At 64.5% G+C, this 23,750-nt stretch carries 22 protein-coding genes; 11 read left to right on the top strand and 11 right to left on the bottom strand.

All coding sequences use genetic code 11. From position 1 onward, the window contains the following. The first annotated feature begins 20 nt into the window (after positions 1-20). Positions 21-2,897, top strand: coding sequence for a valine--tRNA ligase (locus ACPPVR_RS22915; protein WP_426608849.1), 2,877 nt, complete (start codon positions 21-23; stop codon positions 2,895-2,897). 2 nt (positions 2,898-2,899) lie between these two features. Here ACPPVR_RS22915 and ACPPVR_RS22910 read toward each other — a convergent pair whose 3' ends face one another. Then, positions 2,900-3,502 carry a DNA-3-methyladenine glycosylase gene (locus tag ACPPVR_RS22910; RefSeq protein WP_426608848.1) on the bottom strand — a complete coding sequence of 201 codons (603 nt, stop codon included), beginning with the start codon at positions 3,500-3,502 and terminating at the stop codon, positions 2,900-2,902. 130 nt (positions 3,503-3,632) lie between these two features. Between ACPPVR_RS22910 and lipA the strand changes: the two genes are divergently transcribed. Together lipA and ACPPVR_RS22900 are read left to right on the top strand one after the other, a co-directional pair. Further along, entirely contained in the window at positions 3,633-4,589 is a 957-nt protein-coding gene (gene lipA, locus ACPPVR_RS22905; RefSeq protein ID WP_426608847.1) for a lipoyl synthase, read from the top strand. Positions 4,590-4,595: 6 nt separating this feature from the next. Then, positions 4,596-5,066, top strand: coding sequence for a type II toxin-antitoxin system RatA family toxin (locus ACPPVR_RS22900; protein ID WP_426608846.1), 471 nt, complete (start codon positions 4,596-4,598; stop codon positions 5,064-5,066). Here ACPPVR_RS22900 and ACPPVR_RS22895 read toward each other — a convergent pair whose 3' ends face one another. Genes ACPPVR_RS22895 through ACPPVR_RS22870 form a run of 6 tightly spaced genes read right to left on the bottom strand, consistent with a single transcriptional unit; the run spans position 5,067 to position 10,193 of the window. Next, a complete protein-coding gene (locus tag ACPPVR_RS22895) occupies positions 5,067-5,882 on the bottom strand; it encodes a c-type cytochrome (RefSeq protein ID WP_426608845.1) in 816 nt (271 codons plus the stop codon). Beyond that, the gene (locus ACPPVR_RS22890; protein ID WP_426608844.1) at positions 5,882-7,504 is read right to left on the bottom strand and encodes a b(o/a)3-type cytochrome-c oxidase subunit 1; all 1,623 of its coding nucleotides are present in this window, start codon (positions 7,502-7,504) and stop codon (positions 5,882-5,884) included. The genes ACPPVR_RS22895 and ACPPVR_RS22890 overlap by 1 nt, the downstream gene beginning before the upstream one ends. Next, entirely contained in the window at positions 7,491-8,054 is a 564-nt protein-coding gene (locus tag ACPPVR_RS22885; RefSeq protein WP_426608843.1) for a cytochrome C oxidase subunit II, read from the bottom strand. Before ACPPVR_RS22885 ends, ACPPVR_RS22890 begins: the two co-directional genes overlap by 14 nt. Further along, positions 8,051-8,227, bottom strand: coding sequence for a hypothetical protein (locus ACPPVR_RS22880; RefSeq protein ID WP_426608842.1), 177 nt, complete (start codon positions 8,225-8,227; stop codon positions 8,051-8,053). Before ACPPVR_RS22880 ends, ACPPVR_RS22885 begins: the two co-directional genes overlap by 4 nt. Positions 8,228-8,235: 8 nt before the next feature. Next, complete coding sequence (locus tag ACPPVR_RS22875) at positions 8,236-9,474, bottom strand: cytochrome c (RefSeq protein ID WP_426608841.1); 1,239 nt, start codon at positions 9,472-9,474, stop codon at positions 8,236-8,238. A gap of 11 nt (positions 9,475-9,485) precedes the next feature. Beyond that, positions 9,486-10,193 (bottom strand): c-type cytochrome, encoded by a 708-nt coding sequence (locus ACPPVR_RS22870; RefSeq protein ID WP_426608840.1) that lies wholly within the window; start codon positions 10,191-10,193, stop codon positions 9,486-9,488. Positions 10,194-10,642: 449 nt separating this feature from the next. Between ACPPVR_RS22870 and ACPPVR_RS22865 the strand changes: the two genes are divergently transcribed. After that, positions 10,643-10,822 (top strand): hypothetical protein, encoded by a 180-nt coding sequence (locus ACPPVR_RS22865; protein WP_426608839.1) that lies wholly within the window; start codon positions 10,643-10,645, stop codon positions 10,820-10,822. 97 nt (positions 10,823-10,919) lie between these two features. On the opposite strand, the gene ACPPVR_RS22860 is transcribed toward ACPPVR_RS22865, so the two are convergent. Both ACPPVR_RS22860 and ACPPVR_RS22855 read right to left on the bottom strand, forming a co-directional pair. Next, the gene (locus tag ACPPVR_RS22860) at positions 10,920-11,528 is read right to left on the bottom strand and encodes a CinA family protein (RefSeq protein WP_426608838.1); all 609 of its coding nucleotides are present in this window, start codon (positions 11,526-11,528) and stop codon (positions 10,920-10,922) included. A gap of 3 nt (positions 11,529-11,531) precedes the next feature. Further along, on the bottom strand, positions 11,532-12,713 hold the full coding sequence (locus tag ACPPVR_RS22855) for a bifunctional 2-C-methyl-D-erythritol 4-phosphate cytidylyltransferase/2-C-methyl-D-erythritol 2,4-cyclodiphosphate synthase (RefSeq protein ID WP_426608837.1): 1,182 nt from the start codon (positions 12,711-12,713) through the stop codon (positions 11,532-11,534). A 281-nt stretch (positions 12,714-12,994) separates the two neighbouring features. Here ACPPVR_RS22855 and dusB point away from each other — a divergent pair, with 281 nt between their 5' ends. The 3 genes from dusB to ntrC are packed head-to-tail and all read left to right on the top strand — an operon-like array spanning position 12,995 to position 16,620. Then, positions 12,995-13,996 carry a tRNA dihydrouridine synthase DusB gene (dusB, locus tag ACPPVR_RS22850; protein WP_426608836.1) on the top strand — a complete coding sequence of 334 codons (1,002 nt, stop codon included), beginning with the start codon at positions 12,995-12,997 and terminating at the stop codon, positions 13,994-13,996. After that, a complete protein-coding gene (locus tag ACPPVR_RS22845; RefSeq protein ID WP_426608835.1) occupies positions 13,993-15,168 on the top strand; it encodes a two-component system sensor histidine kinase NtrB in 1,176 nt (391 codons plus the stop codon). Before dusB ends, ACPPVR_RS22845 begins: the two co-directional genes overlap by 4 nt. A 9-nt stretch (positions 15,169-15,177) precedes the next feature. Then, complete coding sequence (gene ntrC, locus ACPPVR_RS22840; RefSeq protein WP_426608834.1) at positions 15,178-16,620, top strand: nitrogen regulation protein NR(I); 1,443 nt, start codon at positions 15,178-15,180, stop codon at positions 16,618-16,620. A gap of 136 nt (positions 16,621-16,756) precedes the next feature. Here ntrC and ACPPVR_RS22835 read toward each other — a convergent pair whose 3' ends face one another. Beyond that, positions 16,757-16,933: a hypothetical protein gene (locus ACPPVR_RS22835; RefSeq protein WP_426608833.1), complete on the bottom strand. Its 177-nt coding sequence runs from the start codon at positions 16,931-16,933 to the stop codon at positions 16,757-16,759. A gap of 188 nt (positions 16,934-17,121) precedes the next feature. Here ACPPVR_RS22835 and ACPPVR_RS22830 point away from each other — a divergent pair, with 188 nt between their 5' ends. The 4 genes from ACPPVR_RS22830 to hflX all read left to right on the top strand — a co-directional run bounded on the left by ACPPVR_RS22830 (position 17,122) and on the right by hflX (position 22,820). After that, the gene (locus tag ACPPVR_RS22830; RefSeq protein ID WP_426608832.1) at positions 17,122-19,551 is read left to right on the top strand and encodes an ATP-binding protein; all 2,430 of its coding nucleotides are present in this window, start codon (positions 17,122-17,124) and stop codon (positions 19,549-19,551) included. Between the two features lie 17 nt (positions 19,552-19,568). Beyond that, on the top strand, positions 19,569-20,939 hold the full coding sequence (locus tag ACPPVR_RS22825) for a sigma-54-dependent transcriptional regulator (RefSeq protein WP_426608831.1): 1,371 nt from the start codon (positions 19,569-19,571) through the stop codon (positions 20,937-20,939). A 238-nt stretch (positions 20,940-21,177) separates the two neighbouring features. Beyond that, entirely contained in the window at positions 21,178-21,426 is a 249-nt protein-coding gene (gene hfq / locus ACPPVR_RS22820) for an RNA chaperone Hfq (RefSeq protein ID WP_007591126.1), read from the top strand. 11 nt (positions 21,427-21,437) lie between these two features. Further along, a complete protein-coding gene (gene hflX / locus ACPPVR_RS22815) occupies positions 21,438-22,820 on the top strand; it encodes a GTPase HflX (protein ID WP_426608830.1) in 1,383 nt (460 codons plus the stop codon). A gap of 22 nt (positions 22,821-22,842) precedes the next feature. Here the strand turns inward: hflX and mazG are convergent, their stop codons facing one another. After that, positions 22,843-23,697 carry a nucleoside triphosphate pyrophosphohydrolase gene (mazG, locus tag ACPPVR_RS22810; RefSeq protein WP_426608829.1) on the bottom strand — a complete coding sequence of 285 codons (855 nt, stop codon included), beginning with the start codon at positions 23,695-23,697 and terminating at the stop codon, positions 22,843-22,845. Positions 23,698-23,750 lie beyond the last annotated feature (53 nt).

Here is a 23,750-nt window from a genome sequence, read left to right as displayed (position 1 = left end):
CGCGGCTTTCTAACGGCCCCATGATCGAGAAAAATTACCAGCCCGCCGATATCGAAGCCCGCATGTCTGTTGTGTGGGAGGACAGCCTTGCCTTCAAGGCCGGCCGCCCCGACCGCCGCAACGCCGCGCCCTTTACCATCGTGATCCCGCCACCGAACGTGACGGGTTCCCTGCACATGGGCCACGCCCTCAACAACACGCTCCAGGACATCCTGTGCCGATTCGAGCGGATGCGCGGCCGCGACGTGCTGTGGCAGCCCGGGACCGACCATGCCGGCATCGCCACCCAGATGGTGGTCGAGCGGCAGCTGATGGAGCGCCAGCAGCCCGGCCGCCGCGAGATGGGCCGCGAGAAGTTCCTGGAGCGGGTCTGGCAGTGGAAGGCCGAGAGCGGCGACACCATCATCAACCAGCTCAAGCGGCTCGGCGCCTCCTGCGACTGGTCGCGCGAGCGCTTCACCATGGACGAAGGCCTGTCCAAGGCCGTCGTCAAGGTGTTCGTCGAACTGCACCGCGACGGCCTGATCTACAAGGACAAGCGCCTGGTGAACTGGGACACCAAGCTGCTGACCGCAATCTCCGATCTCGAAGTGCAGCAGACCGAGGTCAAGGGCAACCTCTGGTATCTGCGCTATCCGATCGAGGGCAAGACCTTCAGCCCCGAGGATACATCGACCTTCATCGTCGTCGCCACAACGCGTCCCGAGACCATGCTCGGCGACACCGGCGTCGCCGTGCATCCCGATGACGAGCGCTATCAGAAGCTCGTCGGCAAGCACATCGTCCTGCCGCTGGTCGGCCGCAAGGTGCAGATCGTCGCCGACGACTATTCCGATCCGGAAAAGGGCTCGGGAGCGGTCAAGGTGACGCCGGCGCACGACTTCAACGATTTCGAAGTCGGCAATCGCCACGGGCTGCGCCGCATCAGCGTGCTCGACAAGGAAGGCTGCCTCGAACTCGTCGACAATGAGGATTATCTACGGGGCCTGCCCGAAGGCGCCTCGCAATTCGCCGAGGAATTCCACGGCGTCGACCGCTTCGTCGCGCGCAAGCGTATCGTCGAACGGCTGGAGAATTTCGGCTTCGTCGAGCGGATCGAGCCGCACACCCATATGGTGCCGCATGGCGACCGCTCCGGCAGCGTGATCGAGCCGTATCTGACCGACCAGTGGTACGTCGACGCCAAAACGCTGGCCAAGCCCGCGATCGCGGCGGTGCGCTCGGGCGAAACCACCTTCGTGCCGAAAAACTGGGAAAAGACCTATTTCGAATGGATGGAGAACATCCAGCCCTGGTGCATCTCGCGCCAGCTCTGGTGGGGCCATCAGATCCCGGCCTGGTACGGTCCGGACGGCAAGGTGTTCGTCGCCGAGACCGAGGAGGAGGCTGTCAGCCACGCGCTCGGCTACTACGTCGAGCAGGAAGTGATCACGGTCGAGCAGGGCCGCGAGATGGCGCTCGACCGCAACAAGCGCGAAGGCTTCATCACCCGCGACGAGGACGTGCTGGACACCTGGTTCTCCTCGGCGCTGTGGCCGTTCTCGACGCTCGGCTGGCCCGACCACACGCCGGAAGTGAAGCGCTACTACCCGACCAACGTGCTGGTCACGGGCTGGGACATCATCTTCTTCTGGGTCGCGCGAATGATGATGATGGGCCTTCACTTCATGAAGGAGGCGCCGTTCTCGACCGTCTATATTCATCGTCTCGTCCGTGACGAGAAGGGCGCGAAGATGTCGAAGTCGAAAGGCAACGTCATCGACCCGCTCAACCTCATCGACGAGTACGGCGCCGATGCTCTCCGCTTTGCGTTGGCGCGAGAGGCGGCCCACACGCATGACATCAAGCTTTCGTCGCAGCTTGTCGAAATCAATCGCAATTTTGCGACCAAGCTCTGGAACGCCTGTCGCTTCGCGGAGATGAACGATTGCGTCTTGCCGGAAGGTTTTGAGCCGGCGAAGGCGAGGGAGCCGCTGAATCGCTGGATCGCCCACGAGACTGCACAGGCCACTCGCGAGGTTACAGAGGGACTCGAGGCCCATAGCTTCAACGAAGCTGCGAGTGCAATGTACCGGTTCGTCTTGAATGTCTATTGCGACTGGTATGTCGAACTCGCAAAGCCTGCGCTGCTCGGCGCCGACGGTCCGCTCAGGACCGAGACCCGCGCCATGGTCGCCTGGGCGCGCGACGAGATATTGAAGCTGCTGCACCCCTTCATGCCCTTCATCACCGAGGAGCTGTGGGAGGTCACCGCCAAGCGCGATGGATTGCTTGCGCTGGCGCCATGGCCCCTGAAGCCGGCCGAGCCGACGCCGGAGCAGTTGGCGATGCTCGCCGCGGCCGCCGGACCGTCCGATCCGCTGATCTCGCCGGCGTTGGTGATGCCGATGTTCGACCATGCCGACTTCAGCGATCCAAAGGCGGAAGCCGAGATCGGCTGGGTCATCGACCTCGTCACGCAGATCCGCTCGGTGCGCGCCGAGATGAACATCCCGCCGGCGACGCTGACGGCGCTGGTGCTCGCTGGCGCCTCGGCCGAAACCAAGGAGCGCGCGCCGCGCTGGACCGACGTCATCAAGCGCATGGCGCGGCTTTCGGACATCTCCTTCGCCGACCGCGCGCCTGACGGCGCGGTTCAGCTCCTCGTGCGCGGCGAAGTGGCCGCGCTGCCGCTGAAGGGAGTGGTCGATGTCGCCGCCGAGCGCGCGCGTCTCGACAAGGAGATCGGTAAGGCCGATGCCGACATCAAGCGCGCCGAGTCAAAGCTCGCGAACGAGAAGTTCGTTGCCAACGCGGCCGAGGAGGTCGTCGAGGAGGAGCGCGAAAAGCGCGAGGCCGCGCTGGCGCGCAAGGCCAAGCTGCTCGAGGCGTTGGAGCGGCTGAAGCAGGCCACGTAGGCCTACTTCGGAAACGGCTTGCTGAGGAATTTCGAGCCCTTGACGCCGTAGCGCCAGGGCAGCTCGACCGCCTTGGTGATGCCGATACGGATGCCCGTTGCCACCTCCACGTCCTCGGTCCGCGCGTGCAGCGCGATCGGCGGCCGATCGAGGGGCAGGGCATTGTGCGCGATGGTGATGCCGAGTGCTTCGGTCAGCTTCCCCGGACCAGAGCACAGCGCGTGCACGTCGACGGCATGACGGCGGCGGCGCATCGTTGCGATCCCATGCGTCGGCTCCAGCGCGCGGATCAGCACGGCCGCGGCCGAGCCTTCCTCCTCGCAGACGAAATTGACGCACCAATGGATGCCGTAGGAGCGGTAGACATAGGCAAAGCCGGGCGGACCGAACATCACCTGGTTCCGCGGCGTCGGGCCATTGTAAGAGTGCGCCGCCGGCTCGGTATGATGATAGGCCTCAACCTCGACGATGAGGCCGCCGACACCATCGACCAGCATGGTGGCACCGATCAGGTCGTGCGCGACCTCGCGGACGCTGCGGCCGAAAAAGGCACGCTTGAGCCGCTTGCCGAGCCGCGGCGTAGAAGGGTTCGATGCTGGAGCCATTCGAGGTGAGAATCGCTTGAGAACAGAGCAGGATATTGCCCATATCTGCCATGTTCCCTGAAGCCGGGCGAGCCGGGTTGCGATGGCGCGCCAGACCGACTAGGTAGGACCTGAACAGACCGGACACCCCATGGTCGTTATTGTCGATACCATCACGAACCCGCTGCGTCCCCGCCACCCCGAAAAGGTGAACCGCCCCGATTCCGCTTCGCCGCCGAAGCCGGATTGGATCCGCGTGCGCGCGCCCAACACCCGCGGCTATGCCGACACCCGCAACATTGTGCGCGCCAACGGCCTGCACACGGTGTGCGAGGAGGCGGGCTGCCCGAATATCGGCGAGTGCTGGGACAAGAAGCACGCGACCTTCATGATCATGGGTGACACCTGCACCCGCGCCTGCGCCTTCTGCAACGTCAAGACCGGTATGCCCAATGCGCTCGACGCAACCGAGCCGCAGAACGTCGCCGAGGCCGTCGCCAAGCTGGGACTGGCGCACGTTGTCATCACGTCCGTCGACCGCGACGATCTCGCTGATGGCGGCGCTGGGCATTTCGCCCAGACCATCCGCGCCATCCGCGCCGCGTGCCCTTCGACCACGATCGAGATCCTGACGCCCGACTTTCTGCGCAAGGAAGGCGCGCTCGAGGTCGTCGTCGCGGCCAGGCCTGACGTCTTCAACCACAATCTCGAAACCGTGCCGTCGTGCTATCTCACCGTGCGGCCGGGCGCGCGCTACTTCCACTCGATCCGGTTGTTGCAGCGGGTCAAGGAGCTCGATCCCGCCATCTTCACCAAGTCCGGCATCATGGTCGGCCTCGGCGAGGAGCGGCACGAGGTGCAGCAGGTGATGGACGACCTGCGCTCGGCCGACGTCGACTTCCTCACCATCGGCCAGTACCTCCAGCCGACTCGCAAGCACCACGCCGTGATGCGCTATGTGCCGCCGGACGAGTTCTCGTCCTACGAGAAGGTCGCCTACACCAAGGGCTTCTTGATGGTGTCGGCAAGTCCGCTGACCCGCTCCTCGCATCATGCCGGCGAGGATTTTGCCAGACTGAAGGCCGCACGGGCCGCGCACGCCCGCTGAACCGATATGCCCAAATTTTCGAGCAAGCGCCGTGTCAATCACAGCGCATCCGAGATGTTTGATCTGGTCGCCGATATCGAGCGCTATCCGGAATTCGTGCCGCTGTGCAGCGCGCTGAAGATCCGCCAGCGGATGGCCAAGCCCGATGGCACCGAGGTGCTGGTCGCCGACATGACGGTGTCGTTCAAGCTGGTCAAGGAGTCCTTCACCAGCCGCGTGACGCTCGATCGCGCCAACCTGACGATCCTGGTCGAATATCTGCAAGGTCCGTTCAGCAACCTGGAAAACCGTTGGACCTTCGAGCCCAAAGGAGAAGACGTCTGCGACGTCGGCTTCTTCCTCGCATATGAGTTCAAGAGCCGCATGCTGGCGCTCTTGATGGGCTCGATGTTCGACGCCGCGTTCGCACGCTTTTCCATCGCGTTCGAGAAGCGCGCAGATGCGATCTACGGCCGGCCGAAGCTCCCATCGTCCTGATCAATCCACCGCCTTCACGATATCCGGCGGCTGCGAGGCGTAATACGCCGCGGCGGCCTCGATCTCCTGCGGCGTCATCGCGCGTGCGATGTTGCGCATCTGCTGGCTGATGTCGTTGTGCCGTTCGCCGCCAGCGAACGCCAGGAGCTGGGCTTTTATATAGGCCTCGGACTGGCCTTCGAGCCACGGACTTCCGGTCTTGTTGTCGAGGCTGCCATGGCAGGCGCCGCAGGGTGCGATCCCGCGCATCGGCGCGCCGTAGATGACGATGTTGGGTTTCGGCAGTTGCGGCGTCGGGTGATAGGCCGGCAGCCGCGGCAGATAGGCGTAGTAGTTTGCGAGATCGGCGATTTCATCGTCCGTCAGATTGATGGCGAACGGCGACATCACGGCATTGCTGCGCGCGCCGGAGCGGAAATCGTGCAGCTCCTTGTAGATCACGGCGGCATACTGGCCGGCGAGGTTGGGCGAGTCCGCGCGGCTGATGCCGGTCGGGCCGTGACAGATCGCGCAGCGCTGCGCCAGCGTCGCGCCGCGGCCGATCGCTTCCTGGCTTGGACGTGACAGCGTGTGCGAGGTGAGCACGACCTCCGACAGGCGCTTGGTCTGCTCCGGCGCCGTCACGTTCGCCGCACGCTGCGGCACGCCGGCGGCGCTGCAGATTGCATCCCAGACATTGGCGAACTGAACCCAGGACTGCGCGAAGGGCAGCACGATGAAGCCGGCAATCACGGTCACGACCAGCATTCCGGCGGTGATGCCGACGCCAATTTTGAAATGGCTGTTACGGAACGTGAAAAGGTCGCGCGCGCTCATCACTGCGCTCCCACATAGACGGCTGGCACCGAGGTGCCTTCGGTCAGTGCCAGATTCAGGATCGGATAGCCGTAGTTGGTGAGGGTGAGCACGATCATCAGCGCCACCCACAGCGCATGCGTGTTGAGCGCGACCGGCACGGTCGCCGACTGATGCACGGCGAGTGCAAAACGGTAGGGGCCGGCGTCAACCTGAGGCGCACGCATGCCACGTGCCAGGATGACGATGAACATGATACCCGACGTCAGTAGGATGAAGCCGCCGATGGCCGAGAAGGTGACCGATAGCGCCTGCGGCGCGATGGCGGGATCACCGAAGTCGAAATAGGCCATGCGGCGCGGCATGCCCAGAATGCCGACCCAGTGCCACGGGAAGGTCGTGACGATCATGCCGACGAACCACAGCCAGAGCTGGGTGCGGATCAGGCGAAGGTCGATCAGCTCGCGGCCCGTCAGATGCGGCCACAGATCATAGGCGATCGCAAAGTACATGATCACGATGGCGCCGCCAAAGATCAGGTGGAAATGGCCGGTGATCCACTGCGTATTGTGAATCGACGCATCGAGCTGATAGCTCATGTTGATGAGGCCACCGGCGCCGCCGAAGCCGAGCATGACGAAGGAGAAGGCGAGCGCCAGCATCATCGGATTGTCCCAGGGCAGGGCCCTGATCCAGCCGAACATCCCGCGGCCACCGCGCAGCCGCGCGGCGATCTCGACGGAGGCGCAGATCGTGAACACGGTCAGCAGCGTCGGCAGCGCAACCAGCGCCGTGAAGGCCGAATGGATGAATTTGAAGCCGGCGCCGACCTGCGGATCGGCAAAGGTGTGATGTATACCGATCGGCATCGCCACCACCAGGAACAGGATGAAGGAAATCCGCGCCATGGTGTCTGAAAAGATCCGGCCGCCGATCGCGCGCGGCACGATGGTGTAATAGGCGATGTAGGTCGGCATCAGCCAGAAATAGACGATGGCGTGCAGCGTCCAGGAGAAGAAGATGCGCGCAAGTCCGGCATCGATCGTGTTCTTCAGCCCCGCCGCCACCGGGATGATCTGCAGCAGCAGCTCGAGCGCGGCGCCGACCGCGGTCCAGGCCCACAGATAAGAGCCGGCGACATTGGCGAACATCGCCAGCGGCACCGGTGCGCCGGGATGGGCCTTGCGCCAGATGCGCAGATTGATCGACATCAGCGCGACCCAGATCCAGGAGCCGACCACGACCAGCACGACGCCGAGATAGTAGAAGACGTTGCCGATCAGCGGCGGATAGAACGTGTAGAGCACCGAAGCACGCCCCATCGCGATCGGGATCACCGCCATGATGCTGCCGATGACGATCAGGCAGAACCCGGCCCAGGCCCAGCGCACGCCGACCAGGCGCTGCTCCAGCGCGGTTTCGCTGATGGCGTAGCCGAAGCCCATCGCGACCAAAGTGGGGAACACATAGCCCATCACCGTGCCGTGCGCTGTCAGCGATCGGTAATAGAGCTCGGGATTGGACAGCCAAGTCCCGATCGGGCTGCGGATGAACATCTGCCAGGCGCCGAGCGTCAGCGCGACGCCGAACACCGCGAAGGCAAACCAGAAATGGGCGAGGATGAGCTTCCTATTGACCAACACAGCTCAGCCTCCCGCCGCCCTTCGCGCGATTGGCGAAGTCGGTCTTGTCGATCACGCGAACCTTGCCCCACATGCCCTCATGACCAAAGGAGCAAAACTCCTGGCAGGGCATCAGATAGTCGCCGGTCCTGGTAAAGCGCATCAGCTGCTCGGAGACGTAGCCGGGCACCAGCATGGTGTTGACGTTGGTGCCCTGGATCAGGATGCCGTGCACAACGTCCGCGCTGGTGGCGCGCAGCGTGATCGGCGTGTCCACAGGCACCACGATGCAGGCCGGCGTGAAGGAATATTGTTGGCCGATCGCGCGCACGGTCACGTTGCCATTGGCCTCCAGCACGCTGCCGAGGTTGCTTTCGACGAACTCGCCGGAGAGATGAATCCTCGACGGATCGGTGGTCTCGACGCGCGGCTGCGGCATGGTCGCGCGATGGATGCCGGCGAACGCTGCCAAGAGCGCCATCATCACGATGATCGCGACCGCGATGGTGGCCCAGCGACGCTCGACGCGCGCGGCGACCTCAGCGCTGCGATGGCTGTCTTCTGCGCTCATTGCAGCGACCCGCGTGGCAGGAAGACGAACAGATAGAACGCGAACCACATCGCGACCACGCAGGCGGTGGCAACGCCTGCGAGCGCAATCGCGCCGGATGGTCCCTGTGCAACGATTTCGTCGACGGCCTGGTCGGCGGCGGCTGGGCTGGTCGGCGGATCGGAGTTGAACATGACGCCTCTCAGTTCAGCGGTGCGGAGCGCAGCTCGTTGGCATCGCGCGCCGAGACCGGCGTGCCACGATTGCCCCAGGCGGTACGGATGTAGGAGACGACGGCGGCGACCTCGTTGTCGGAGAGCAGGCCGGCGAAGGGCGGCATGCCGTAAGGCATCGGATTGCCCTTGGTCCCCGGCGGATAGCCGCCATTGAGCACCATGCGGATCGGATTGACCGCCGACTGCATCTCGATCGACTGGTTGTTGGCGAGCGGGGGCCAGTGCGGCGGCTTGCCTTCGCCTTGCAGGCCATGACAACTCGCGCAATTCTTGTCGTAGACGGTCTTGCCGAGGCTGATCAGCAGGCTGCTCTCGGTGGTTGGCAGCGCGGAGCTCGGCGGCGGCGGCGATGAGGCCTCCGCGATGCCCTTCAAGTACACCGCCATCGCCCTGGTGTCCTCGTCGTTGAGATATTGCAGGCTGTTGTGCACGACCTCGGCCATCGGGCCGTAAACCACGCCGCGCGCGGAGACGCCGGTCTGGAGCAGATCGGTGATGTCCTTGATGCTCCAGTCGCCGAGGCCGGCCTCACGGTTTGAGGTCAGCGAGGGCGCGTACCAGTTCTGCATCGGGATCAGGCCACCCTTGAAGGCGTCCGATTGCGAGGTACCGCCAAGCGCGTTGATCGGCGAATGGCACATGCCGCAATGGCCGAGACCCTCGACCAGATAGGCGCCGCGATTCCACTCGGCTGATTTGGACGGGTCCGGCTTGAACTCGCCCTCGCTGAAGAACAGCGTGCGCCAGCCGAGGATGAGCTGGCGGTTGTCATAGGGAAAGCGCAGCTCGTGCGGCTTGTTCTTCTGGTTCACCGGCGTGACCGAGCGCAGATAGGCGAAGATCGCATCGCTGTCGGCGCGCGTGACCTTGGTGTAGGACGCAAATGGCATTGCCGGATAGATCAGCCCGCCATCCGGGAAACGGCCGTTGTGCATGGTCCTGTAGAAATCGTCCGCGCTCCACTTGCCGATGCCGGTCTCCGGATCGGGCGTGATGTTGGAGGTGTAGATCGTTCCGAACGGCGTCGGCATCGGCCGCCCGCCGGCAAACAGGCGGCCCTCAGCCGCGGTGTGGCAGGCGGTGCAATCGCCGGCGCGGGCGAGATATTCGCCGCGCGCGATGACGTCGCTGGTCTTGTCCTGTGCTTGGGCGACCGTCGTGAGCGCGGCGAAAGCGAGAAGCGTGATCGAGAGTCTTGAGCCCATCATCCGCCTCGTCAGTTGGGCTGGCTGCCGCAGCCGAACGGCAGCGCGTAGGTGCCCTTCGGTACGGGGGCCGGGTTGGTGGGCGCCGGGCGCGTCGCGAGCCAGGCCGCAACGGCCGTGACGTCGGCTTCGGTCAGATGGCCGGCGACGAGCTGCATGCAGTCCGGCGATTTGGCCGTGCGCGTGCCGTAGCGCCAGCCGCCGAGCTGGGCGCTGATGTATGCTGCGCGCAAGCCGAGCAGGCCGGGGATGCCGGGCTGCATGCCCGTAAGACCGGGACCGTGGCAGCTCACGCAGGCCGGAATGTTGCGGCCGGCATCGCCGCTGGTGGCGAGCAGCTCACCTTGCGCCAGCACGTCCTTGCTGACCTCGCTCGGCGCCGGCTGCGGTAACGGGGGATGCTCGCTGGCAAAATACTCAGCCATCGCCTCCAGATACGGATCGGGCAGAAACTCCAGGAGATAGTTCATCGGCGGGTATTTGCGCCGGCCGCTGCGGAAGGCGAGGAGCTGGTTGTAGAGATAGCCAGCCGGCTTTCCGGAGAGACGCGGGAAATAGACGTCGCTGGTGCCTTCGCCCTTGTTGCCGTGACAGGGCGTGCAGGCCTCCACCCGCGCCGCCATCGTATCAGGCGGCTGGTTCGTGGTCTGGGCAGCCGCACCATCGAAGGCGACCAAGGTGACAAGTGCTGCAGCAAGGGCCGCATCGCGAGCGAACAATTCGCCGCCCTCCAGAGTGCTGGACCAAGTTGGTGGGCAAGTTGATTCTTGGCCACAACTTAGACCGTTATTATTGCGGCAGTATAGTCGCGCGCAAGTTCTGAAGGGAACAATGACTTTTGGTCGCGAGCCGCAGCCTCGCAGATCATGACCGATTTCGATAAATCTGCGTGCAATTTGAAAAAGCAAGCGCGACGTCATGGTCTCGCGGCGCTTCTCACTCGGCGCAGCATAAGGAAACGTAGCTGGCGACGGCATCGCAAGCTCTGCGCACAGTCTTCGATACGAACTTGGCGCTCCGGGGGTGACAAGTGCAGTTTGTGCCAAAATGCGATGTGCTGACAGAACACCCTTTGCCATGAGCGGCACACGTATAACGGCTGCATGTCGTGCGCTGTTTAACTACAATACGAGTCGGGAGCAGGGGATTTTGTGGTGGGACCCGGGACATGGCACGCTGGAAGCAATCGTGGAGTGAGGAAGATCTCACCCGGCTGAGGGGACTAGCGGGCACCAAGCCGATCACGATGATCGCAAAGGAACTCGGCCGAACCACCGGGACGGTGCTGGCGAAGGCGATCGAGCAAAAGCTCCCTGTCATTCATCGGATCGCGCGCCCGGCACAATAAACGGGGAGCACCGTCGAAGCCCGCATGAGCGAAGCGACATGCGGGCTTCGTCTCCAAGGTCCCGGGTATCGCTCCGCTCACCCGGGCCAGGGGGCTGTTAGCCCCGCGGCGAGCGCGGCGGTCTTCGCTTTGCTGCATGCCGGCGCGGCGTTCGCGTGACGCGCGGGCGCAGGCGGGTTGCGGCGGCGCGGCGCGGCTTGGTCGCCGCCTGCGGGCCGCGGGCGAGATCCATCAGCATGCGCAGCGCCTCGACCACGGAGCGGGCGCGCACGGCAGTGCGGCCGATCGCGCCAAAACGTTGCTCGCGGTGGACGATGCGACCGTCGCGCGCGGCGACAGCGAAATGCACGAGGCCGACCGGCTTGCCTGGGGTGGCGCCACCGGGGCCGGCAATGCCGGTGATGGCAACCGCGAGATCGACGCCGGCACGCTCCAGCGCGCCGACCGCCATCGCGATCGCGGTCTCCTTGCTGACGGCACCGAAATTCGTGAGTGTGCTGGCTTCGACGCCGAGCATCGCGCGCTTGGCGTCATTGGAATAGGTGACGAAGCCGCGGTCGATCACGTCGGAGGAGCCGGGGATATCGGTCAACGCACCTGCGACGAGCCCGCCGGTGCAGGACTCAGCCGTAGCGATCGTCAGCTTGCGCATCCGGCACAAATCGAGCAGCGAGCGGGAGAGGGCGCGTGCGTCGCTGCCGCCCATGACCTAGACGCTCCAGGGCAGGCGAATGGTGGCGCTCGCGGTGGCCGCGATGCCTTCCTCGCGGCCGGTGAAGCCGAGCCGCTCGCTGGTGGTCGCCTTCACGGCGACGCGGGAGATGTCGACGCCGGAAATCTCGGCGATGCGCGCGCGCATGGTGTCGCGCAACGGCCCGATCTTCGGCCGCTCGCAGATCATGGTCACCTCGAGATTGGCGACGCGCCCGCCGCGCTGCGTGACGCGCTCGATGGCGTATTTCAGGAATTGGTCGGAGGAGGCGCCCTTCCACTTGGCATCGCTCGGCGGGAAGTGCGAGCCAATGTCGCCATCGGCAAGCGCGCCGAGGATCGCGTCGACCAGCGCGTGCAGGCCGACATCGCCGTCGGAATGAGCCAGGAAGCCTTTGCTGTGCGGCACGCGCACGCCGCAGATCATGACGTGGTCACCGTCGCCGAAGGCGTGCACGTCGTAGCCCGTGCCGGTCCTGATGTCGCCGAGCAGGCTGGCCAGGCGCGCTTCCTCGCGCACGAAATCCTCGGGGGTGGTGAGTTTCATATTGGCAACATCGCCTTCAAAGGTCGCAACCGTCAATCCCGCCCATTCGGCGATCGCGGCATCATCGGTGAAATCGCTGCGTCCGTCCTTGGCCGCGCGACGATGCGCCTCGAGGATAATGTCGAAACGAAAGGATTGCGGCGTCTGAGCAATTCGCAGCCGCGCCCGGTCCGGTGTGTCCTCGACATTGCCGTCCTCGCCGGTGAACTTGATGGTGTCGGTGACGGCAATGGCGGGGATCGCGGCACCGGTGCGGCTGGCCGCATCGATCGCGCGCGAGATCAGGCCTGCCGAGACGAAGGGCCGCGCGGCGTCGTGGATCAGGACGATGTCGGGCTTGTGCTTGGCGAGCGCTTCGAGTCCGGCGAGCACCGAGGCCTGCCGGGTCGCGCCGCCATTGGTCGGCGGCTCGTGCTTCAGTCCTGCGACCGCCGCCGTGAACATGACGTTGTCGTCGGGGTTGACCACCGGCTGCACCGCGAACACGTCCGGATGACGGCTGAACGCTTCCATGGCGCGGAAGATCACAGGCACGCCGCCGATCTCGCGATATTGCTTCGGCCCGCCGGCGCCCGCACGCAGGCCACGTCCGGCCGCGACGAGGACGACTGCGGTGCGTTGTGATTTCGCCATAGGACTCAAATACTCAGTTGCCAGGGAAGAGTCGTGGAGTGGGGTGAATTGCCGGCATGCCTCTAGCACGACAGGCCCGCAAAAAAAGGGGGTTTCCCCGGATTGTGGGAAACAGCATTTTGTTGCACTGCACTTGAAAGATTTGCAGAACTGTCTAAACTGTAGGCATGACGCTTGACTGCACAAGAATTGTGCGCAAGATAGGTCATGGCAGTGCGATGAGGCCCTGCCTACGCAACGAGACCACTGTGACCGGCCCGGTAGGATCAGGCTCTAAGCCATTGAAAATAGGCGACATTGAAATCGCTACCCCGGTCTTCCTGGCACCGATGTCGGGGGTGACTGACTCGCCCGTCCGCAGGCTTGCCGCCGAGCTCGGGGCTGGTCTGGTCGTCTCCGAAATGACGGCCAGCGATGAGCTTGCCAACGGCCATCGGATGTCGCGGTTGCGCTGCGAAGCGACCGGGATCGGCCCGCATGTGGTCCAGCTTGCCGGCTGCGAGACGCACTGGATGGCGGAAGGCGCCCGGATCGCCGAAGCCGAGGGCGCCGAAATCATCGATATCAACATGGGCTGTCCAGCCCGCCACGTCACTGGCGGTCAGTCCGGCTCGGCGCTGATGCGCGATCTCGACCATGCCGTCAGCCTGATCGAGGCAACCATTGCCGCCGTGAAAGTGCCGGTGACGCTGAAGATGCGGCTCGGCTGGGACGACCGCACCCGCAACGCGCCCGAGCTGGCGCGCCGGGCGGAGGCCGCCGGCATCAAGCTCGTCACCGTGCATGGCCGCACCCGCTGCCAGTTCTACAAGGGCGAGGCTAATTGGGACGCGATCCGCGCCGTGCGGGAGGCGATCTCCATTCCGCTCGTCGTCAATGGCGACATCACATCTTATGAAAAGGCGCTCGCTGCGCTTCAAGCCTCCGGCGCCGATGCCGTGATGATCGGCCGCGGCGCGCAGGGCCAGCCCTGGCTGCCCGGCGAGATCGGCCGGCGCCTGAAGGGCGGGGCAGCGGAAGCGACCCCTTCGCTCGACACACAGCTCCACTATGTCCGTACGCTCTATGAGGGCGTCTGCACGCTCTATGGCCTGCGCATCGGGCTGCGGCACGCGCGCAAGCATCTCGGCTGGGCGCTCGACGTGGCCGCCGATGCGAGCCGTGCGCCGGCTGAAAAACTGAAGGCCTGGCGCCAGAAGATTCTGACCGCCGAAGATCCGCGCCTCGTCCACCAGTCACTGCAAGATGCTTTCGACGACTTCGCATGGAGCGTTGCTGCATGAGCTCAGCTGCAGAACATCGTCGGCCGGTTCCGACCGACAGCGACGCAATCCTGGATGCCTTGCCCAATCCCGTCCTCATGATCGGGCCGGACGGCAAGATCGTCGCCGCCAATATCGCGACCGAAGCCTTCTTCGATATCTCGACGCAGTTTTTGAAGCGGCAGTCGCTGAAGGAGCTGGTGCCGTTCGGCAGCCCCTTGCTGGCACTGATCGACCAGGTGCGCTCGTCCAACTCGCCGGTCAACGAATACAAGGTCGATCTCGGCACGCCGCGCATGGGCGGCGACCGCCAGGTCGATCTCCATGTCGCCCCGCTCACGGAGCGGCCCGGCCATATCGTGGTGATGCTGCAGGAGCGCTCCATCGCCGACAAGATGGATCGCCAGCTCACCCATCGCAGCGCAGCGCGCTCGGTGATCGCGCTGGCCGCGATGCTGGCGCACGAGATCAAGAACCCGCTCTCCGGCATTCGCGGCGCGGCGCAACTGCTGGAACAGCAGGCCTCGTCCGAGGACCGCATGCTGACGCGGCTGATCTGCGACGAGGCCGACCGTATCGTGACATTGGTCGACCGCATGGAGGTGTTTGGCGACGAGCGTCCCGTGGTGCGCGGCCCCGTCAACATCCATTCGGTGCTCGATCACGTGAAGCGGTTGGCGCAGTCCGGCTTTGCCCGCAACATCCGCTTCATCGAGGATTACGATCCCTCGCTGCCGCCGGTGCTGGCGAACCAGGATCAGCTGATCCAGGTGTTCCTCAATCTCGTGAAGAACGCCGCCGAAGCCCTGATCGACGTCTCCGACGGCGAAATTCAGCTCACCACCGCGTTCCGCCCCGGCGTGCGCCTGTCAGTCCCCGGTCAAAAATCCCGGGTATCCCTGCCGCTCGAGTTTTGCGTGAGGGACAATGGACCAGGCGTGCCGGACGATCTCCTGCCCAACCTGTTCGATCCCTTCGTGACCACCAAGCAGACCGGCTCAGGCCTGGGCCTTGCGCTGGTCGCGAAGATCGTCGGCGATCACGGGGGCATCATCGAATGCGAATCTCAGCCGCGCAAGACCACCTTCCGCGTGCTGATGCCGATGTACTCCACATCGGTCAAACATCCCGATCTAAGCAGTCGCGACGGCTCTGCCGGGAAGTCGTCGTCTGCATCTCAGGGGGCAAAATGAGGATTAACAATGCCCGCAGGTAGCATTCTCGTCGCTGATGACGACACCGCCATCCGCACGGTTCTCAACCAGGCACTTTCCCGTGCCGGCTATGAAGTCAGGCTCACCGGCAATGCCGCGACGCTGTGGCGCTGGGTCAGCCAGGGGGAGGGCGATCTGGTCATCACCGACGTGGTGATGCCGGACGAAAATGCCTTCGATCTGCTGCCGCGGATCAAGAAGATGCGGCCGAATTTGCCGGTCATCGTCATGAGCGCGCAAAACACCTTCATGACGGCGATCCGCGCCTCCGAGCGCGGGGCGTACGAATATCTGCCAAAGCCCTTCGACCTGAAGGAGCTGATCGCCATCGTCGGCCGCGCGCTCGCCGAGCCAAAGGAGCGGGTCTCGACGCCGGACGACGACGCCGAGATGGAGGCGATCCCGCTGGTCGGACGCTCGCCGGCGATGCAGGAAATCTACCGCGTGCTCGCGCGCCTGATGCAGACCGACCTCACCGTGATGATCACGGGCGAGTCCGGCACCGGCAAGGAGCTGGTGGCGCGCGCGCTGCATGATTACGGCAAGCGCCGCAACGGCCCGTTCGTTGCGGTCAACATGGCGGCGATCCCGCGCGACCTGATTGAATCCGAACTGTTCGGTCATGAGCGCGGCGCCTTCACCGGCGCCAACACCCGCGCCTCCGGCCGCTTCGAGCAGGCCGAGGGCGGCACGCTGTTCCTCGACGAGATCGGCGACATGCCGATGGAGGCTCAGACCCGGCTGCTGCGCGTGTTGCAGCAGGGCGAATACACGACCGTCGGCGGCCGCACGCCGATCAAGACCGACGTACGGATCGTCGCAGCCTCGAACAAGGATCTGCGCGTCCTGATCCAGCAGGGCCTGTTCCGCGAGGATCTGTTCTTCCGCCTCAACGTCGTGCCGCTGAGGCTGCCGCCGCTGCGCGAGCGCATCGAGGACCTGCCCGATCTCATCCGCCACTTCTTCGCGCTGGCCGAGAAGGACGGCCTGCCGCCGAAGAAGCTCGATTCGCTGGCGCTGGAGCGGCTGAAGCAGCATCGCTGGCCCGGCAACGTGCGTGAGCTCGAAAACCTCGCACGGCGTCTAGCAGCACTCTATCCGCAGGACGTGATCACGGCCTCCGTCATCGACGGCGAGCTCGCGCCGCCCTCGGTCAGCCCGGGTGCCGCTGTCCAGCAAGGTGTCGATAATCTCGGCGGCGCGGTGGAAGCGTATCTCTCCTCGCACTTCCAGGGCTTTCCGAACGGTGTGCCGCCGCCGGGCCTCTATCACCGCATTCTCAAGGAGATCGAGGTGCCGCTGCTCACCGCTGCGCTCGCGGCCACCCGCGGCAACCAGATCCGCGCCGCAGACCTGCTCGGCCTCAACCGCAACACGCTGCGGAAGAAGATCCGGGATCTCGATATCCAGGTGTATCGGAGCGGGGGCTAGTTGGCCCGTAACGGTGGCTCAGCTCCCCCTACCAAAGGTGAGCTGAGCCTGTCCGGATCGCGCTGGCCCTTGTGGCCGACGCGGTGAGCTAAAGTCTGCATCGGGCTGATATGTTCCGCTGAAGCGCAAGAATTGGTCATGCATCCGCAGGGCGCGGCGTCGCACCTAATCTGATCAGACGGGCTGACACCGGCTGGATATTGGCCATTTGCGCCGTCTGGTCCTGCCTGCTTGGGCCGTTGACCAGGAGGTCGGAGGCCACGATCAGCAGCAGCACTGCCGAAACCATCATCGCGAGAAAGAACTTGTCCATGCCGGGTCAAGCCGGAATGGCCGAATTCCGTTCCCGATCATCGGCGTCTGGCTTGAGAGCGCTCCTGTGGATGCGCCCGTCCGTCGCGACGTGGGCGCCGCGGAATTGTCGCAATTCGGCAACAATGTGGTACGAATACATCAGTATCCGCCCGACGCGGACCCCGTTTTCAGCACCTCATTGCCGGAATGACCAGCGCAGACACCTCGGCCGGATCCTTTGACACGGCCCTAGCAGAAGAGCCCCGGCGCTGGTCGCTGCGGCGCTGGCTGGCGCCGTTTGCCGTGGCGCTCGCGCTGCTGTCGGCCCTCCTGACCTTCCTGGTCCTGACCGGTCTCACCAAGATCGAGCCGACCCCGGAAGTGGTCCGCTCGTTCTATCTGATCAATGCGGGCACAATCCTGCTGCTGGTCGGCATCATCATTCGCGAGCTCTGGCAGCTGATCCTGGCGCGACGGCGGGGCCGGGCGGCGGCACGCCTGCATGTCCAGATCGTCAGCCTGTTCTCGATCGTCGCCGTGCTGCCGGCGGTGCTGGTTGCCGTCGTCGCCAACGTCACCCTCGATCGCGGCCTCGACCGGTTGTTCTCCGGCCCGACCAAAGAGGTGATCCAGAATTCGCTGACGATTGCGCGGGCCTATATGCAGGACCACGCACAGTTGATCCGCGGCGACATCATCGGCATGGCCAATGACATCGCGCATGCAAGGCCGCTTTACGACCAGGATCGCCGCTCGTTCCGCGAATTGCTGACGTCCAGCGCCGGCTCCCGCAATTTGCCGGGCGCGATGATCATCGACAAGAATACCAACATCCTGGAATCCGCCGACACCGGCATGCGGTTGGCCTATTCGCCGCCGGCGCCGGACTTCCTCAGCAACGTCAACGAGAACGAGCCCGAGATCGCGGTTCTGCCCGACGCGAGCTACGTCGCCGCGGTGATCCGCCTGCGCGCCTTCAGCGACACCTTCCTCTATGTCGCGCGTCCGCTCGATCCTAACGTCGTCAATCAGCTCAAGCAGACCGAGGTCAGCGTCGCCGAATACGCCCAGATCGAGTCACGCCGGCTGGGCATCCAGGTCGCTTTCGCGTTGATGTTCGCGGTGATCGCGCTGACGATTCTGATGGCTTCGGTGCTGATCGGCTTGAACTTCGCCAACTCGCTGGTGGCGCCGATCCGGCGGCTGATGAATGCGGCCCACACGGTCTCGACCGGCGATCTCCATGTGAAAGTGCCCGTGCACCAGTCGGAAGGCGACCTCGCGCAGTTGGGCGAAACCTTCAACAAGATGACGCAGGAACTGCGCAGCCAGCGTGACGAGCTCGTCAACGCCAGCGACCTCATCGACAGCCGCCGCCGCTTCATCGAGGCCGTGCTGTCCTCGGCGAGCGCCGGCATCATCGGCGTCGATAATTCGGGCAGCGTCGGCATCCTCAACCGCTCGGCGGAGAAGCTGATCGGGCACTCCGAAGCGGAGACGCTCGGCCATGCTCTATCCGACGTGCTGCCCGAGCTCGACGAGATGATGAAGACGGCGCGGGAAGGGACCCAGCGCCTGGTGCAGGGCCAGATCACGATCATGCGCGATGGACAGGAGCGCAACCTCTCGGTCCGCGTCAGCGCCGAGAAGACCAGCCAGCCGCACGACAGCTACATCATCACGCTCGACGACATCACCGAGCTGGTGTCGGCGCAGCGCACCTCGGCCTGGGGCGATGTCGCCCGCCGCATCGCCCACGAGATCAAGAACCCGCTGACCCCGATCCAGCTCTCGGCCGAGCGCATCCGCCGCAAGTTCGGAAAGGACATCACCGAGGCCAAGGACAAGCAGATCTTCGAGCAGTGCACCGACACCATCGTGCGCCAGGTCGACGATATCCGCCGCATGGTCGACGAGTTCTCGCGCTTCGCGCGGATGCCCAAGCCCGTGATGGAAGGCGAGGACGTCGCCGACGCCGTGCGGCAGGCGGTATTCCTGATGAAGGTCGCCCATCCCGAGATCGATATCGAGGCCGAGTTCAAGGAAGATCCGCTCCGCGCCCAGTTCGACCGCCGGCTGATCGCGCAGGCGGTTACCAACATCGTCAAAAACGCCACCGAGGCGATCGAGCAGGTCCCGGTGGAGGAGCTCGGTAAAGGCCGCATCGACGTCGTGGTGTCACGCGAGGGCGAGGACGTGCTGATCGATGTCGTCGACAATGGCATCGGGCTGCCCAAGGTGGCGCGCTCGCGGCTGCTTGAGCCGTATGTAACAACCCGCGCCAAAGGCACCGGCCTTGGTCTTGCGATCGTCGGCCGCGTGCTGGAAGACCATGGCGGCCGTATCGAGCTGAAGGACGCCTCCGACTTCCGCGAAGGCCAGCGCGGCGCCTGGATGCGGATGCGCTTTGCGATCTCCGGCGCGCCTGCGAAGGCCGAGGGGACCGAGCCGGCGCCGGCCGCCAAGGAAGCGACCAAGGAAACGGTCAAGGATACGGCGAAGGAAGCGGAAGTCGCCAAGGAATCCGTGGAGCAATCCGTCAACGCCCCGGAAACAAAAGGGCCGGCTCCCGAAACCAAAGAGCCGGCTGAAAAGACCAATGATTCAACGAAGATCGAAGCCTCAACAGGCATCTGACAAGACAGGCGCGACCCATGGCAAGTGAAATTCTGATTGTCGATGATGAGGCCGATATTCGGGATCTCGTTGCGGGCATCCTCGAGGACGAAGGATTCGTCACCCGGACCGCACGCGACAGCGACACGGCGCTGGCCGAGATCGCCAATCGCAGGCCGCATCTGGTGTTCCTCGACATCTGGCTCCAGGGCTCCAAGCTCGATGGCTTGCAGCTTCTGGAGCAGGTCAAGAAGGACAACGCCGACCTTCCGGTCGTGATGATCTCCGGCCACGGCAACATCGAGACCGCGGTCGCCGCGATCAAGCGCGGCGCCTATGACTTCATCGAAAAGCCGTTCAAGACCGACCGGCTGATCCTGGTCGCCAACCGCGCGCTTGAGAACTCGCGGCTCAAGCGCGAGGTCAAGGAGCTAAAGCAGCTCGCTCCGAGCGCAAGCTCGCTGGTCGGCCGCTCGCCCAGCATGAACCAGCTGCGCCAGACCATCGACCGCGCGGCGAAAGCCAACAGCCGCATCCTGATCGTCGGCCCCGCCGGCGCCGGCAAGGAATTGACCGCGCGCACGCTGCACACGGCCTCGGGCCGCTCCGACGGCCCCTTCGTCGTGATCAATGCCGCCGCGATTACGCCGGAGCGCATGGAGCACGAGATGTTCGGCGTCGAGCAGTCGAACGGAGAGCAGGCGCGCAAGCCCGGCGCGCTCGAAGAAGCCCATGGCGGCACGCTGTTCATCGACGAGATCGCGGACATGCCGCGCGAGACCCAGAACAAGATTTTGCGCGTGCTGGTCGAGCAGTCGTTCCAGCGTGTCGGCGGCACCGGCAAGGTGCAGGTCGACGTGCGCATCATCTCGTCGACCGCGCGCAATCTCGAAGAGGAGATCGCGGCCGGCCATTTCCGCGAAGACCTCTATCATCGCCTCTCGGTGGTGCCGATCCGTGTGCCGGCGCTGTCGGAGCGCCGCGAGGACATCCCGGAGCTGATCGACTATTTCATGGAGCAGATTTCGGCCGGCAGCGGCCTGCCCAAACGACAGATCGGCCAGGACGCGATGGCGGTGCTGCAATCGCATGTCTGGCCCGGCAATGTGCGCCAGCTTCGCAATAACGTTGAGAGAGTCATGATTCTGGCCGCAGGTGGACCGGAGGTGATCATCACAGCCGACATGCTACCGCAGGACGTGGGCTCCATGGTGCCGGCGATGCCGACCAGCAACAATGGCGAGCACATCATGGGCCTGCCGCTGCGCGAAGCGCGCGAAGTGTTCGAGCGCGACTATTTGATTGCACAGATCAGCCGTTTTTCAGGGAATATCTCTCGTACAGCGGAATTCGTTGGCATGGAGCGCTCGGCGCTGCATCGCAAGTTGAAGGCGCTCGGCGTCGGCTGACGCCGCCCGCACGTTCATATTAGCCAAGGAAAATCATCGATTTCCGTAGTTTATCGGGGCAATCGGGCCGGCTCTGCCGCGTTAAGCGGCTTGCCTAATAACCCGACCTGTCCTCTAATCGAACCGCTGTTCCCCCCGAGGGGGATCTCATGGGGGACGGCAACCGGAAGAGGCTCCAAAATCATCAAAAGAGGGCCGCAACCGGCGCAATAAAAAGAAACTCAAAGCGAGAAAAACAATGGCGGCAGACCGCGCACAAAACCTACAGGACACCTTCCTTAATCACGTTCGCAAAACCAAGACGCCACTGACGATCTTTCTGGTCAACGGAGTGAAGCTCCAGGGCATCGTGACCTGGTTCGACAATTTCTGTCTGCTGCTTCGGCGCGACGGTCACTCGCAGCTTGTCTACAAGCATGCGATCTCGACCATTATGCCGGGCGCTCCGATCCAGCTGTTCGAAGGCGGCGAGGATCAGCCGGCTTGAGAGTGATTTGATTGGAACCCCGGAATTTCGACGGGGATGCCGACCGTTCGCGGCCGGCAGGGGCTAAGCAAACGGGGCGGGTGCTTGTCATCGGCCCCTACTTGCGTGTGCGCGCAGGCAGTGCCGACGCGCAATCTGAGAGCCATGTCCAGCGAGACGCCGAGGCCCGGCTCGACGAAGCCGCCGGTCTCGCGCGGGCGATCGATCTTGTCATTGCTGACGCCATCATTGCGCCGATCAGCCAGATCCGCCCCGCCACTTACATCGGCAAAGGCAAGGTCGAGGAGATCGCTGCGCTGGCCAAGAGCCTCGACGCCGAACTCGTGGTGATGGATTGCGCGCTGGCGCCGATCCAGCAGCGCAATCTCGAGAAGGAGTTGCACGCCAAGGTGCTCGACCGCACCGGGCTCATTCTCGAAATCTTCGGCCGCCGCGCCAAGACCAAGGAAGGTTCGCTCCAGGTCGAGCTTGCGCATCTCAACTACCAGCGCTCGCGCCTGGTGCGTTCGTGGACCCATCTCGAACGTCAGCGCGGCGGTTTCGGATTCATGGGCGGTCCCGGCGAGACGCAGATCGAGGCTGACCGCCGCCTGATCCAGGAGCGCATCTCCAAGCTCGAGGGCGAACTGAAGAAGGTGCAGGCCACGCGGCGACTGCATCGCGCCGGCCGCCAGCGCGTGCCGTATAGCGTCGTGGCGCTGGTCGGCTACACCAACGCCGGCAAGTCGACGCTGTTCAACCGCCTGACGCGCGCCGATGTGCAGGCCGCTGACATGCTGTTTGCGACCCTCGATCCGACCCTGCGCGCGCTCACTTTGCCGCATGGCGGCAAGGCGATGCTGTCGGACACCGTCGGCTTCATCTCCAATTTGCCGACGCAGCTTGTTGCCGCCTTCCGCGCCACGCTGGAGGAGGTGCTGGAAGCCGACGTGATCCTGCATGTGCGCGACATCTCGCACGAAGACGCCGAAGCGCAGCAGAGCGACGTCGACGCGGTGCTGCGCCAGCTCGGCATCAACCCTGATGACTCCGGTCGCATCATCGAGGTCTGGAACAAGATCGACCGTTACGATGCCGAGCAGCGCGAAGAGCTGCTCAACATCGCAGCGCGCAGACCTGAGGATCACCCGGCGATGCTGGTCTCGGCCGTGTCAGGCGAGGGGATCGATGCGTTGCTCGCCACGATCGAGGAACGCCTAGCCGCGACGCGCACCACGCTCGATCTCTCCATCGACGCCGCCGACGGCGCCGGCATCAGCTGGCTGCACCGCAATTCCGAGGTGCTGGCGAAGGAGCTGCACGACGGCCGCTTCGACATGACCGTGCGCGTGGACGAGACCAAGCGGGATATTGTGGTGAACCGGTTCGATGCTGTGCCGCGTCTCTCGGCGTAGCTAGGCCGGGACGACAGTTGAGTTAGCGGCGAGCTTCCTGGCGCCCCTCTGACGGCGGCTTCTCGTCCCCCTTCGCCGCATTCCACAGCGCATCCATTTCCGCCAGCGATGCCTGCTCCAGCGTCCGGCCCTGTGCCTCCAGCGCCCGCTCGATAAACGCAAACCGTCGTTCGAACTTCGCGTTGGTCGCGCGAAGCGCGGCTTCCGGATCGGCGTCGACATGGCGGGCGAGGTTGACGAGCGCGAACATCAGATCGCCCGTCTCCTCTGCGATTTCCTGTTTGTCATTGCGGTCGAGCGCCGCCTCGATCTCGTCGGCTTCCTCGCGGATCTTTTGCAGCACCGCGCGCGGGTCGTTCCAGTCGAATCCGACGGTGGAGGCCTTGCGCTGAAGCTCCATCGCGCGCGTCAGCGCCGGCTGGCCGGCCTTCACGCCCGCAAGCAATGATTTGTGCGACGGAGTTGCTTCGGGCGGCCGGCGCGCGGCGCGCTCGGCCTTCTCCTCGGCCTTGATCCGGTCCCAGACCTCTTTGACGTGGGAGGAGGCAAGGTTGCCCTCCTTGTCGGCGAAGACATGGGGATGGCGCCGGATCATCTTGCGGGTGATGGCCTCGACGACGTCGCCAAACGCGAAGGCGTTCTGCTCTTCGGCCATCTGGGCGTGGAACACCACCTGTAGCAGGAGGTCGCCGAGCTCCTCACGCAGATCGTCGAGATCGCCGCGGTCGATCGCGTCGACCACTTCATGGGCCTCCTCGATCGTATAGGGCGCGATCGTCGCAAAATTCTGCTCGAGGTCCCAGGGGCAGCCGGTCACCGGCGTGCGCAGCGCCGCCATGATCTCGATCAAGCGGGAAATGTCGCGGGAAGGGGTCATTGCGGGCTGTTCTCCGGGGTCCTCAGCCTTATGCCAAAAGCGGGCCGCCGTTC

It is taken from the genome of Bradyrhizobium sp. McL0616 (assembly GCF_049993385.1).
GTDB lineage: Bacteria > Pseudomonadota > Alphaproteobacteria > Rhizobiales > Xanthobacteraceae > Bradyrhizobium.
Note: the sequence above shows the minus strand (reverse complement) of the source record. Positions and strands in the feature narration are given on the sequence as shown.